The organism is Marinoscillum sp. (assembly GCF_040222955.1).
Taxonomy (GTDB): domain Bacteria; phylum Bacteroidota; class Bacteroidia; order Cytophagales; family Cyclobacteriaceae; genus Marinoscillum.
Genome location: NZ_JAVKCA010000021.1, coordinates 173,197 through 185,441 on the forward strand (window position 1 = coordinate 173,197; position 12,245 = coordinate 185,441).

Annotated in this window: 13 protein-coding genes; 10 read left to right on the top strand and 3 right to left on the bottom strand. The window is 47.4% G+C overall.

The window, feature by feature from the left end; genetic code table 11:
• Positions 1-368 precede the first annotated feature (368 nt).
• The 6 genes from RIH33_RS18455 (at position 369) to RIH33_RS18480 (ending at position 7,020) form a co-directional block, all read left to right on the top strand.
• Positions 369-2,741 carry an ABC transporter permease gene (locus RIH33_RS18455; protein WP_406652777.1) on the top strand — a complete coding sequence of 791 codons (2,373 nt, stop codon included), beginning with the start codon at positions 369-371 and terminating at the stop codon, positions 2,739-2,741.
• Positions 2,742-2,821: 80 nt separating this feature from the next.
• Entirely contained in the window at positions 2,822-3,745 is a 924-nt protein-coding gene (locus RIH33_RS18460; protein ID WP_406652778.1) for a polysaccharide deacetylase family protein, read from the top strand.
• Between the two features lie 96 nt (positions 3,746-3,841).
• Positions 3,842-4,678 carry a serine O-acetyltransferase gene (locus tag RIH33_RS18465; RefSeq protein WP_406652780.1) on the top strand — a complete coding sequence of 279 codons (837 nt, stop codon included), beginning with the start codon at positions 3,842-3,844 and terminating at the stop codon, positions 4,676-4,678.
• A gap of 3 nt (positions 4,679-4,681) precedes the next feature.
• Positions 4,682-5,560, top strand: coding sequence for a cysteine synthase CysM (cysM, locus tag RIH33_RS18470; RefSeq protein WP_406652781.1), 879 nt, complete (start codon positions 4,682-4,684; stop codon positions 5,558-5,560).
• Positions 5,561-5,606: 46 nt separating this feature from the next.
• Complete coding sequence (locus RIH33_RS18475; protein WP_406652782.1) at positions 5,607-6,611, top strand: pirin family protein; 1,005 nt, start codon at positions 5,607-5,609, stop codon at positions 6,609-6,611.
• 100 nt (positions 6,612-6,711) lie between these two features.
• Positions 6,712-7,020 (top strand): hypothetical protein, encoded by a 309-nt coding sequence (locus RIH33_RS18480; RefSeq protein ID WP_406652784.1) that lies wholly within the window; start codon positions 6,712-6,714, stop codon positions 7,018-7,020.
• Positions 7,021-7,023: 3 nt separating this feature from the next.
• Here the strand turns inward: RIH33_RS18480 and RIH33_RS18485 are convergent, their stop codons facing one another.
• Positions 7,024-7,584: a DUF2179 domain-containing protein gene (locus RIH33_RS18485; RefSeq protein WP_406652785.1), complete on the bottom strand. Its 561-nt coding sequence runs from the start codon at positions 7,582-7,584 to the stop codon at positions 7,024-7,026.
• Positions 7,585-7,699: 115 nt separating this feature from the next.
• On the opposite strand from RIH33_RS18485, the gene RIH33_RS18490 reads away from it, so the two are divergent.
• Positions 7,700-8,215, top strand: a complete 516-nt coding sequence (locus RIH33_RS18490; protein WP_406652786.1) for an N-acetyltransferase family protein — start codon at positions 7,700-7,702, stop codon at positions 8,213-8,215.
• A gap of 13 nt (positions 8,216-8,228) precedes the next feature.
• Here RIH33_RS18490 and RIH33_RS18495 read toward each other — a convergent pair whose 3' ends face one another.
• Both RIH33_RS18495 and RIH33_RS18500 read right to left on the bottom strand, forming a co-directional pair.
• Complete coding sequence (locus RIH33_RS18495; RefSeq protein ID WP_406652788.1) at positions 8,229-9,563, bottom strand: sigma-54-dependent transcriptional regulator; 1,335 nt, start codon at positions 9,561-9,563, stop codon at positions 8,229-8,231.
• Entirely contained in the window at positions 9,560-10,672 is a 1,113-nt protein-coding gene (locus RIH33_RS18500) for a sensor histidine kinase (protein WP_406652790.1), read from the bottom strand. Before RIH33_RS18500 ends, RIH33_RS18495 begins: the two co-directional genes overlap by 4 nt.
• A gap of 200 nt (positions 10,673-10,872) precedes the next feature.
• Here RIH33_RS18500 and RIH33_RS18505 point away from each other — a divergent pair, with 200 nt between their 5' ends.
• Genes RIH33_RS18505 through RIH33_RS18515 form a run of 3 tightly spaced genes read left to right on the top strand, consistent with a single transcriptional unit; the run spans position 10,873 to position 12,160 of the window.
• Entirely contained in the window at positions 10,873-11,280 is a 408-nt protein-coding gene (locus RIH33_RS18505; protein WP_406652791.1) for a GreA/GreB family elongation factor, read from the top strand.
• A 9-nt stretch (positions 11,281-11,289) separates the two neighbouring features.
• Positions 11,290-11,508, top strand: a complete 219-nt coding sequence (locus RIH33_RS18510; protein ID WP_406652793.1) for a hypothetical protein — start codon at positions 11,290-11,292, stop codon at positions 11,506-11,508.
• A gap of 4 nt (positions 11,509-11,512) precedes the next feature.
• The gene (locus RIH33_RS18515) at positions 11,513-12,160 is read left to right on the top strand and encodes a hypothetical protein (RefSeq protein ID WP_406652795.1); all 648 of its coding nucleotides are present in this window, start codon (positions 11,513-11,515) and stop codon (positions 12,158-12,160) included.
• Positions 12,161-12,245: the final 85 nt, after the last annotated feature.

A 12,245-nucleotide genomic window follows, 5' to 3' on the forward strand; every position in this document is an offset into this window, starting at 1 on the left:
GATGCCCTCCAAAGTTTATTCCGGGGAATCCCGAAATTTTCTTCAAAACTGACCCCTGAGCCACGCTAAGTGATGCCTTAGCGTTCACCTAACTTTTGCTCTTACGATCAAGAAACTGACGTTTCAGCTTCCTATCCCTCGTTTGGTAATTCTAAGGTAGCATCAATATTTACAATCACAAAGTTTTGATTATCAATGTTTTCCACCAGTTTTATACAGTCCTATACCCTGGTTATACCATACTTTTACACAGTCTTATCCACAATCTCGCGGTTTTGTTAAAAAAGCCTAAACCCATTGCCACTCATGTAACTTCCTAACCTTTATGGTGGTACACCCGGTTAAATTCAACACCAAACCTAAAGGTCATGATCAAGAACTACCTGAAAATCACCCTCCGACACTTATTGAGGCAGCCGGGCTATGCAGCACTGAATATCTTGGGGCTCACCGTCGGCATTGTGTCCAGCCTCCTCATTGTACTCTACCTCTATCATGAGGTCAGTTTTGACCAGCAACACACCAAAGCTGATCGCATTTACCGGATTTCATCAGACATCAAAGAGCCAGACAATGCTTTCAGATGGGCCGTGACCCAGCTCCCGCTTGGCAGAACGGTGAAAAGTGAATTTTCCGAAGTGGAACAATACGTGAGGTTTATCGGAAACGGCCGAACCCGATTTTCGAAAAACGACATCAGCTACTATGAAGAAAATATCTTTATGGTAGACAGCACCGTGTTCAATGTTTTTGACTTCAACCTCACCTCCGGAGACCCTCAAACCGCACTGGAGGGCCCTAACTCCATAGTGATCAGCCGGAGTATGGCAGACAAAATATTCAAAGGGGAGAACCCCATCGGACAGCTGCTGAAAACAGATCACAATAGTCTGGAAATCACAGGAGTATTCGCTGACGTACCCAAAAATGCACACATCCGCCCCAATGCCATGATCTCGGCCAGCACGGCGGACCGAAACAATTCTCAAAACTGGGGTGGATTTGGCATCTACACCTACGTACTACTCAACGAAGGTGCCGATCCTGCAGCTGTGGAAGCCAAACTCAACGACATCATTGAAAAGTATGTGGCCGTCATCTTTGATCAGTTCGGTATTAAAATTCGATACGAGATGATCAATATTGCTGATATCCACCTTTACTCCACCTTTCAGGGAGAACCCGAACCCCTTGGCAACATCAAATACATCTACATTTTTGGTGCGGTGGCCATCTTCCTTATTCTCATTGCCAGCATCAACTACATGAACCTCTCCACCGCCCGGTCGATGAAACGTGCCCTGGAGGTGGGTATCCGAAAGGTCATGGGTGCCCAGCGAGGCATGCTCATCCGTCAGTTCATGACCGAGTCCATTCTGCTCACGGTCTTTGCCCTTTTCATCAGCCTGCTGCTCCTGCTTCTCCTGGTACCCCTGCTGAACAATCAGCTACAAACCAACCTCAACATCAGTAACCTGCTGGCACCAGGAGTACTGCTTGCTATTGGGGCGATGTTTTTAATCACCGGAGTCCTTAGCGGAAGCTATCCTGCGTTTTACCTTTCAGCCTTCAAACCCATTGCAGTACTTAAAGGAAAAGGAGGCCGTGCCGGAAATAAAGTACTCAGAAGCATCCTTGTGGGTATTCAGTTTGCCATTTCCATCTTCATGCTGGTGGGCACGCTCATTATCTACGATCAGATGCAATATCTCCGACACAAAGACCTGGGATTTGATAAAGATCAGGTACTCAGAATGGTGCTTGACAATGACGCTGCGCGTGAAAAATGGCCGGTACTCAAAAATAAGCTACTTGAAAATCCCAACATCCGGGGAGCCACCACCTCCACTACCTCTCCGGGACGTGGATTTGGGAAAAACGTAATGAGCGTAGAGACCAACGATGGCACCATGGAGCAGTACGGTGTTGATTCTTACGGAATCGACTATGACTATTTGCCTGTGCTGGGGATTGATGTGTCTGCCGGACGAAATATTTCCTCCAAATATCCAACGGACACCGCCTCAGCGGTGCTGATCAATGAGGCCATGGTTTCACGGATGGGGTGGTCAGATCCCATCGGCAAAAAGTTTCAATTTGACAGGGACAGTACGAAATTTCACAAGGTAGTGGGAGTCGTCAAAGACTTCCACCAGCGATCGCTGTATGACCCCATAGAAGCATTATTATTTATACCAAGTCTTAATAACTCCAATGTGCTGGTGAAAATCGGTGGTGACTTAAATGCCTCCATTCGAAGCATAGAATCCATCTGGAATGATGTCTTTCCCAATATGCCATTCGAATACAGCTTTTTGGACGAAGACTTTATGGAGCAGTACGAAACCGACCAGCTAAGAGGGCGCCTGTTCCTCGGTTTTTCAGTGATGATGATTTTCATAGCATGCCTGGGACTGCTCGGACTGGCCTCCTTCATTGCGGAACAGCGCACCAAAGAAATCAGCATCAGAAAGGTGCTGGGAGCCAATGTATCGGGACTGGTCACACTCCTGGTCAAAGATTTCATCATCCTGGTAGCCCTGGGGGCTTTACCAGCTTTTGGGTTTGCTTACTATTTCATGGGAGAATGGCTGGACACCTTTGAATACCACGTAGAGATGAATTATGTGCTCTATCTCCTGGTGCTCACCATCATCTCAGCCATCACGGTGATCACTACCGGATACCACGCCCTCAGGGCGGCCAGCAGCAATCCGGCTGAGAACCTGAAATACGAATAAGTAACCACCAGCATAAAGTGAAGCCGGAGGTGACGAACACTTTCCGGCTTCACTTTATTTTTTGTCACTAGCTTTATCGCATGAAACAAGCTTTTGCGATTCTCCTGACCACCTTTGGGTTCCTGTCTTTAGAGGCTCAAAAACAGGTGGCTATCACTTATGATGACCTGGTGCTCAATGGGCCGTTCATTTCACTTGAACATACCATAGCCGTCAATCAGCAAATCATCGCTGATTGTGAAATGTTTGGTGTACCGGCCGTGGGTTTTGTCAATGAAAAAAAGCTCTATGTAGCCAATGAAGAGGATGCCAGAATTAACATTTTAAAATCCTGGCTGGACGCGGGCCTGGAGCTTGGCAATCATACTTTTAGTCACCCGTCCTTATCAAAGACTCCCCTGGCAGATTACCAAAAGGATGTCCTGAAAGGTGAAGAAATCACCAGGCCATTAATGAAAGCACACGGCCAAATCCTCAAATACTTCAGACACCCATATCTCCACACCGGTCCGGATAGCGTCACCAAGGCCTCTTTTGAGTCTTTTATAACCTCACTGGGCTACGAGGTAGCTCCGGTTACGGTGGATGGGTCAGATTACATATTCAATACGGTGTATGTAGATGCCCTGAAGTCGGGAGATACGGCGCTCATGCAGCGCACTGGCGCTGCTTATGTGGCTCACACCCTTAGGATGTTTGATTTTATGGAGCATGTAGCCAAAGAGGTTATAGGCAGGAACATTGCCCACATTTATCTGTGCCATGCCAACGCCATCAATGCAGATTATATGGGCCTCCTCTATCAGGAACTAAAGCAGCGTGGTTATGAGTTTACCTCCTTGAAAGAAGTGCTGCAGGATGCGGCCTACCAAAGTGAAGATCACTATATAGGCAAATGGGGAATTAGCTGGCTTTACCGATGGGACAAGGAAAAATCTACAGAATGGCTGAAAATAGAGCCTGAAATTGATCAGGAAATTTTATCCTTGTATAACAATCGATAGTGCTGAAAACCCCGCAAATGTGCCCGGCACGACTTTTTGAAACAAACATTAATCCATCACCCCACGTTCGAATTTTAATTATGTAACCAAAGACCAATGATGGACCAAAATTTCATTCATAAAATATTTCACGCGCATCAGGAATACACCAAAATTCCGGCTACATCATCCATTATTGGATTTTTCAATGACCTGCTTGGCGTACTCTTCCCCGATTTTTCCAGTCACCCGGCCAAATCTGAAGAGCAGGTAGGACAGATCCTCGAACAGCTCCAAACCAAACTTAAGAGCATTCTCACCAATAATATTTCATTATCCGGAGACAATAAGCAGGAAATCATCGAGGCCTTTTTCACCAGCCTTCCTGTGCTATATGACCGACTGGCCCTGGACATTGAAGCGATGTTTCAAGGGGATCCGGCCGCCTCAGATCATTCAGAAATCATTCGCTCCTACCCGGGGTTTTATGCCATTGCCTCCTACCGGCTGGCCCATGAGCTGGCTCTGCTGGGGGTAAAAAACATCCCGAGGATCATTACCGAGCATGCGCACAGCAAAACCGGAATAGACATTCACCCCAATGCCATCATCGGTGAGCACTTTTGCATTGACCATGGGACAGGGATCGTCATCGGGGAAACCACGGTGATTGGCAAGCACGTCAAAATCTACCAGGGAGTGACTCTGGGAGCGCTCAGTGTAGACAAAAAAGACGCCAAGGTAAAACGTCACCCCACCATTGAGGACCATGTGGTGATCTATGCCGGTGCTACTATTTTGGGTGGAAAAACCCGAATAGGCAGGCAATCTATTATTGGTGGCAATGTATGGCTCACCAAAAGCATCCCGGCCAATTCTCGGGTGTACTACCAGGCCCTGATGCACGAAGACAATGAATCCAAACCAGACCTGATCATCGTAAAGCAAGCCTGATCCATGAACTTACTAGACCTGATAGGAAATACTCCCCTGGTGGAGATTACCAAAATCAATCAAAAACCCGGAGTAAAGATCTTCGGTAAACTGGAGGGGCAAAATCCGGGTGGCAGTGTAAAAGACCGGGCCGCTTTCGGGATGATCAGCGAGGCCCTCAAACGGGGTGACATCAAAAAGGGTGACCGACTGATAGAAGCGACCAGCGGCAACACCGGCATAGCCCTAGCCATGATTGCACAGTCGGCAGGCCTGCACATGACCCTGCTGATGCCCGAAAACAGCACCGTGGAGCGCATCCAGGCCATGCGGGCCTATGGTGCGGAGGTGATTCTCACCCCTGCCGAACGAACCATAGAATACTCAAGAGAGCTCGCTGAAGAAAAAGCCACCAAAGAGGGCTATTTTATGCTCAATCAGTTTGCCAATCCGGACAACTATGGCATGCACTACAAAACCACCGGCCCAGAAATCTGGAGAGATACCGAGGGCCAGGTGACCCATTTTGTCTCTGCCATGGGTACCACAGGCACCATTATGGGAGTTTCCAGGTACCTGAAAGAGCAAAACCCCAACATTCAGATCGTGGGAACACAACCCACCGAAGGCTCCTCCATCCCTGGTATCAGGAGATGGTCACCTGAATTTCTTCCGAAAATATTTGATCCCAGCCGGGTAGACAGAGTGATTGATGTGAGCGAAGATGCCGCCAGAAGCATGGCCAGAAGACTCGCCAAAGAAGAAGCGATTCTCTCAGGCATGAGTAGCGGTGGAGCACTCACGGCCGCACTCGAAGTAGCAGAAGAGATAGAGACCGGACTGATCGTATTTATTGTTTGTGATATAGGCGAAAGGTATCTGAGCTCAGGGTTGTTTGATTGAAACTAAAGTCTACCTCTGACAGTTCTAACCTAAATTTCCAAAAACGATGAGCAAAGCAATCAAAAACATAAAACCACTTGGCTTCCCCTGGGAAACTCAGGATCCCTTCCTTTTTTGTGTTTATCACAAAGATGACTATCCAAAGGGTAACGCACAGATGGGCCCTGCAGCCTCCCTGGCAGGTCGTAATCTTGGCCAGGACTTTGATCCCTCCAATGGCTGGAGAATGTATCATGGAGATACTGTGCCGGGCTTTCCGCAGCATCCGCATCGTGGATTTGAGACAGTAACGGTAGTCCCCAGGGGACTGGTAGATCACTCCGATTCGTTGGGTGCTGCTGGTCGGTTTGGTAATGGTGACGTACAGTGGATGACGGCCGGTAAAGGCGTGAATCACTGCGAAATGTTCCCCTTACTGAAGCAGGATGAAGAAAACCCGTTGCTCCTCTTTCAGATTTGGCTCAACCTACCCGCTAAAAGCAAGTTCGTGGAACCTCATTTTGCGATGCTATGGAATGAAAAAATACCGGTGTATAAGTCTGGAGATGGAAAAACCGCGGTGACCGTGGTGGCGGGAAATATCGGTGAGGTGAAAGCCCCGGCTCCGGCCCCTGATTCCTGGGCCGCTGATCCGGCCAACGAGGTGGCCATCTGGACCATCCAAATGGAAGCCAATGCCGAATGGGAGTTGCCCACAGCCAATGCAGGAGTAAACCGCTCCATCTATTTCTACAATGGAGAATCTCTGGCTGTAAATGATGAGATCCTGCAGTCTCATCAGTGCATAGAGCTGAATCCGTCAGAATCGGTTTCTCTGAAAAGTGGTACATCAGAAACCAGAATTCTGATGCTCCAGGGCAAACCCATCGGTGAGCTGGTAGCCAAATATGGCCCCTTTGTGATGAACACTCAGGATGAAATCAGACAAGCACTTCAGGATTATCAACGCACGCAGTTTGGTGGGTGGCCCTGGCCAAAAAATGATCATGTGCACCCACGTGAGAGCGGACGCTTTGCTCAACATGCAGACGGCCGACTGGAGGAGATGTAACCTCCGGTTTTAGTGGATTAATAACATTTCTCCTGCAAAAAATCCAAATCGAATTGACGTTAGCAGAAAAAAAAATTAGCTTTAGACAAACGCTATACCCATGAAAATATATCAGTTGATCTGGAGCTATGAGTGCAAACCGGAAACAGCCGCGGAATTTGAAAAAGAATACGCCCAAAATGGAGCCTGGTTCAAATTCTTCGAACCCTGTGATGACTTTCTCGGACAGGATCTGGCCAAAAACATAGAAACGGGGCACTACATTCTTACTGATAAGTGGATCTCAAGAGCTTCCTATGAAGGTCACATTGCCGAGAACAAGGCGGAGTATGACCGGCTTTGTGAACAGTTTAAGGCACTGTATGAAAAAGAGGTATTGATCGGAAGGTTTGAGACCGTTTCGTGGTGATTTTTAGCGCCTGAATATCCGTCTGGTGGTAAAGCTGCGCTCATCCAGTATCTCATCATCACTTACTTTTTTGACCCCCTCCACCGTGTAGAAGGCCTTGGGGTTATAAGTTTTAATGACTTTAATAGTGCTGGGGAGGGCTTCTCTTTTGATCACAGTGAAGATAATATTCACTGCTCCCTCCTCTGAGGTAGCATCCACGCTGGAAAAACGAAAAGACTTTTCTCTGAAATACTCAATGAGCTCCCTGGCGGGCTGCCGGGTGATCACCCGCACCACCACCCTGCCAATGGCCAGCTTCTCCTCTATGATCATCCCTACAAAAATCCCGGATGCAAACCCTGAGGCATAAGCCAGGTAGGTAGGCCAGCTGGTAATATTCTGGAAAATCTGGCTGATCGCCAATATCCAAATCAGGGATTCGAAAAAGCCCAGGAAAGTAGAGATGGCCTTTTTGCTTTGAAGCATAAAGATGATCCGAATGGTATTGATCGACACATCCATGATTCTGGACAGGAAAATCAAGATGGGCAGCAATACCAGCTGATACGTTGATTGATCCATCCCCAGGAATTCTGAAATTGATTGCCCCATAAGGCAAAACTAGTCCTTTTCCTTTCCCGCACCGGAAGGGACAGTTTTTAAATGTTCCTTATTTTTGTCCGCAAAAAAAGCATCAATGCATCTGGAGATCGTAAAAGCCGGACGAGAGGACCAGCAAGAATTATTGGCATTCGCTAAAGAGAATTTTCTTCACACCTACGCCCACCGAAATACGCCGGAAAATATTCATCACTACATCCAGGAGGCTTTTGAACCCCAGGCCTTCAAAAAAGAACTTCTCAATCACAATTCGGTCTTCTACAAGTGCCAGCTGAATGAAGAGATGGTTGGTTATTACAAAATCAACTATGCCGAGGCACAGACTGAACCTGACTACCCTGAAAGTGCCGAAATCGAACGAATCTATGTAAGCGCTGTGCAAAAAGGAAAGGGAATTGGCAGGAAAATGGTCGATCATGCCAAGGCTCAGGCGAAGGCCAAAGGGCTCCATTACCTGTGGCTGGGTGTGTGGCAGGAAAACCCGGAAGCGATCCGTTTTTATGAGAAAATGGGCTTTGAGGAAATCGGCACCCATGTATTTCAGCTTGGTGACGATGCACAGACAGACATCATCATGAAGCTCATGCTATGAGCTCCGCTTCCCATCAGGCTTTTTTGATTTTCTCACGTAGTGTCTTTCGGTCTATGCCCAATACCTTAGCGGCCTGGGATATATTATTCTGGTTGGCCGCCAGCACATCTCCGATATACTCCTGAATCACCTCCTCCAGCTTCCTGTCAAGCCCTTTAGACTGAGACGCAGAAAACCGGAAAGCCTCAGGCAAATCAGGAATGTCAATGGTGGTGTCATCGGCCAGAATCACGAGTCTGTGAACGAGGTTCTGCAGTTCCCTCACGTTGCCAGGCCAGGCGTATTCCTTCAGGGCATTGATGGCCTTTGGAGAAAACCTCATGACGGATTTATCCAGCTCCTGGATGTACTTAGCCAGGAAAAACTCCACCAGCTGAATGATGTCATTTCCACGCTCCCGCAATGGCGGCAGGTCAATGCTAATGATGTTGAGCCTGTAGTACAAATCCTCCCGAAACAGTCCCTTCTTAACCAACTGCATCAGGTCCACATTGGTAGCAGCCACCACCCTTAGGTTGACTTTCTGTGATTTTTTAGAGCCTACCATGTAAAACTCCTTTTCCTGCAGGACACGCAGTAGCTTAGCCTGCATAGCCAGACTGGTATTACTGATTTCATCCAGAAAGATCGTCCCCTTATCAGCTGTTTGAAAAAAGCCCGCCCGGGTTTCACTTGCGCCCGTAAATGCCCCTTTGACGTACCCAAACAACTCACTCTCAAGCAATGCATCGGGGATGCCACCGCAGTTTACAGGCACAAACGGCGTAGCAGAGTCACTGCCTCCATAGTGTAATGCCCGGGCTACCAGCTCCTTTCCCGTGCCACTTTCGCCCTGTATCAACACCGTGGCATTGGTGCTTCGGGCTTTGGCGATGGTATTAAAAACTCCCATCATTCCATCTGATGCCCCTATGATTCCAAAGTTTTGCAGGGAGAGGTTCTGCCCTGCCTTTTTCTTGCGGTTGGTCTTATTGAGGGCACTCTGCACTGCCCTGAAAAGTTCCTCGTCTGTAAAAGACTTCACCAGATACTCCTCTGCACCGATCTTAATGGACTCCACAGCCCCTTGGATGGAAGGAAACCCGGTAATCACCAAAATGGCCACCCACTTAAAATTTTCTGAGACATGCCGCACCAGAGCCAGCCCGTTTTCTCCAGGCATTTTCAGGTCTGTGATCAGCAGATCGATATTGATGGTCTCCAGTAGTTTGATGGCTGATTGAACATTATTGGCTGTGTAGACCTGATAACCCACAGATTCAAGGTTTCTTTTGATCAACTCTACCGTTTCGAACGAGTCATCCACTACCAGCACTTCATGGGGGACTGAATCTTTTGCTTTCATCATTGGGCGTGTTTGATTGGGAGGCTGATTTCAAATTTTGAGCCCTTACCTTTTGTGCTCGTCACATGGATACTCCCGTCATGAGAATCTACAATTCCCTGCACCACAGACAGCCCTAATCCCGTGCCCTGGCCAACCGGCTTGGTGGTGAAAAAGGGCTCGAAAATCTTCCTGCGCACGGTTGGAGCCATGCCCGTACCTGTATCCTTTACAGTCAGTATTACGGTATTATCCTTTTGTCTGGTGCTGACGGTCACCTGTCCACCCTCAGGCAATGCATGGATGGCATTGGTAATCAGATTGACGAGCACCTGACTCATCTGCACCGAATCCGCCTGAATCAATGGCAGGCCAGGATCCAGACGCTCTACTATGTTGATACCCTGACTCTGAAAGCGAACATCAATGAAATACAGCGTGCTCGAAACAATGGTATTGAGGTTGACAGGCACTATTTGCTGTGGCATCTGTCTGGAGAAAATCATGAGTTTCTTAATGATCTCACGTGTATATAGAGACGCTTTGATGATTCGCTCTATGTCTTCCTCCTGCTGAAAATTGAGTTCCCCTCCCTTTTTAAGGAGTTGCGAAAACCCAAGTATTTTCCCAAGTGGTTCGTTCAGCTCATGGGCAATACCCGCCGAAAGTTCCCCTACAAAAGCCAGCCGCTCGGCATGCTGGAGCTGGGCTTTTAGTTTTTGCTTGTCCTCCTCCACAGTAGCTCGCCTGATGAAGAGCGAAAGCTCCCGGCCCACAATCCTGATCAGGTTCTTTTCTTCCTGCAGGAAAGGGGATGTTTTACTATCTAAATCTCCTGACTGGCGGTATCCAATTTTGATGGTTCCGTATTTTCTCTCACCTACTGTGAGCTGAGTGGAGATGTCCCATTTGCAATCGGAGAAATGAGGGGTAGCGTATACTTTTTTATGGATGGTGATGCTCACTTCGGCCAGATCCGGGTACTGCATGGCCTTTGGTAAAATCAACAGGGTTTTGGCGATTATGGCTTTCAAATCATTTTCCTCTTCCCAGGCAATTTTGGAAAGTTCATAAAGACAATTCAATTCTTTAACCCGCTCCCTGAGCTGAAATTCCGTGGAGTTTTCTTTCATAGTTTGACAGACAAAGCTACAGTGACTTGCAAGAAACCCGCGGTACATTTTAGCAAAAATTTCTACCCAGGTGGGTAATTTTTACCCATAGAGTAAATATTACTCATATACCCAAATAAAAAACCACCCTCAGTCCCTGCAATCGCACTTTTATCCTGGCACACTTCATGTATACCTCAGCAGTATTAAATACTCGTTAGATGAACAGAAGATTGATTACCATCATTGATTACGAACGGTTACTTGCCCTCAAAGAGCTGGCACTCCTGACCACTGAGACTTCAGAAAATGTGCGGAAACTCTACACCGAACTGATGCATGCCCACATGCTCAAGCCAGGGTATATTTCTGAGAATGCCATCACCATGAACTCCAGAATTCTTTTACGCGAACTGTATTCGGGCAGGCAAATAGATTTGACGATCACTTATCCGCGGGATGCCAATGCCCTGGAACGTAAGGTCTCCGTGTTTTCAGAAATCGGAACCGCTCTGTTGGGAAAACTTGTAAGCGATCATGTTTCATGGAAAATAAAGGGCAGAGAAGCCCATTTCGAAATACTGGAAGTCCTCTACCAGCCCGAGGCTGTTGGTCATTTCAATCTATAATAATCACACATGGAAGATCAGAGCATAAAATCAAACACACGCAAAAAAGGTGATCAGCATACAACAACCATGCTTGAGTACTTCAAAATCCTCCTGCACAAACTCAGTTTCAATTCCAGGCTATTCAGAAAAGAATACCGCAAAACCTTCAGGTACTTAAAGCCCTCAGAGCAGGACAGACTGAAGGAATGGCTGCGAAAAGCACCGGAAAACACCAAAATCCAATAAAACTATGAAGTGGAAAAACATTCTCAACAAGCAACAAAGCGCAGGTCTGGCGATGGTTTCAGTGTTCATCATGGTGCTGGTCATCAGCATCATGAACAAAAGGCATGTGCTGGACCTGGAGTACTCCCTCACCACCATCTATGATGACAGACTGATGGCGGAGAACCACATTTTCAATCTCACAAAGAAAATTTATGAGAAAAAGATCCTACTCGATCGGAATGGGGACAGACTCCTGATCAGCCGGGTGCATATCAATGATTCTATTAACCTGCTGATAGCCGACTATGAAGAGACGAAGCTTACCATGGAAGAAGCATTTCAACTCAAAAAACTTAAGATCAGTCTGGGAAAAGCGGAGCTGTTCGAAAATCAGTTTGTCTACAGTAGCTCGGCCGAACACCGAAACCTACTGAACCCACAACTCAGGGCCCAATACGAAGTAATACTGACAGACCTGGAAGGATTGGCCATGCTCCAACTCCATGAGGGTCAAAAACTGATTGATCAGTCTCACCGGATAGCCGCGTCCAGCAATGTGACCACACGCCTGGAAGTGGGCCTGCTGATCATTCTCGGACTCATGACGCACATCATCTTTGCGGCCAGACCGCCGGCTCCCAGGTATTCCTATTTCGACAACCTCAACTAACACCTAATCCTACCCATTCATGAGTTTAAATTTAACTAGGATAAAATTGTCCTACATAGAAAAACACCTATATTTGACACCTGCA

Coding starts and splice junctions, on each gene's coding strand:
- RIH33_RS18455 (WP_406652777.1), top strand. CDS start 369: ATGATCAAGAACTACCTGAAAATCACCCTCCGACACTTATTGAGGCAG.
- RIH33_RS18510 (WP_406652793.1), top strand. CDS start 11,290: ATGGAAGATCAGAGCATAAAATCAAACACACGCAAAAAAGGTGATCAG.
- RIH33_RS18480 (WP_406652784.1), top strand. CDS start 6,712: ATGAAAATATATCAGTTGATCTGGAGCTATGAGTGCAAACCGGAAACA.
- cysM (WP_406652781.1), top strand. CDS start 4,682: ATGAACTTACTAGACCTGATAGGAAATACTCCCCTGGTGGAGATTACC.
- RIH33_RS18475 (WP_406652782.1), top strand. CDS start 5,607: ATGAGCAAAGCAATCAAAAACATAAAACCACTTGGCTTCCCCTGGGAA.
- RIH33_RS18465 (WP_406652780.1), top strand. CDS start 3,842: ATGATGGACCAAAATTTCATTCATAAAATATTTCACGCGCATCAGGAA.
- RIH33_RS18495 (WP_406652788.1), bottom strand. CDS start 9,563: ATGATGAAAGCAAAAGATTCAGTCCCCCATGAAGTGCTGGTAGTGGAT.
- RIH33_RS18485 (WP_406652785.1), bottom strand. CDS start 7,584: ATGGATCAATCAACGTATCAGCTGGTATTGCTGCCCATCTTGATTTTC.
- RIH33_RS18460 (WP_406652778.1), top strand. CDS start 2,822: ATGAAACAAGCTTTTGCGATTCTCCTGACCACCTTTGGGTTCCTGTCT.
- RIH33_RS18505 (WP_406652791.1), top strand. CDS start 10,873: ATGAACAGAAGATTGATTACCATCATTGATTACGAACGGTTACTTGCC.
- RIH33_RS18515 (WP_406652795.1), top strand. CDS start 11,513: ATGAAGTGGAAAAACATTCTCAACAAGCAACAAAGCGCAGGTCTGGCG.
- RIH33_RS18500 (WP_406652790.1), bottom strand. CDS start 10,672: ATGAAAGAAAACTCCACGGAATTTCAGCTCAGGGAGCGGGTTAAAGAA.
- RIH33_RS18490 (WP_406652786.1), top strand. CDS start 7,700: ATGCATCTGGAGATCGTAAAAGCCGGACGAGAGGACCAGCAAGAATTA.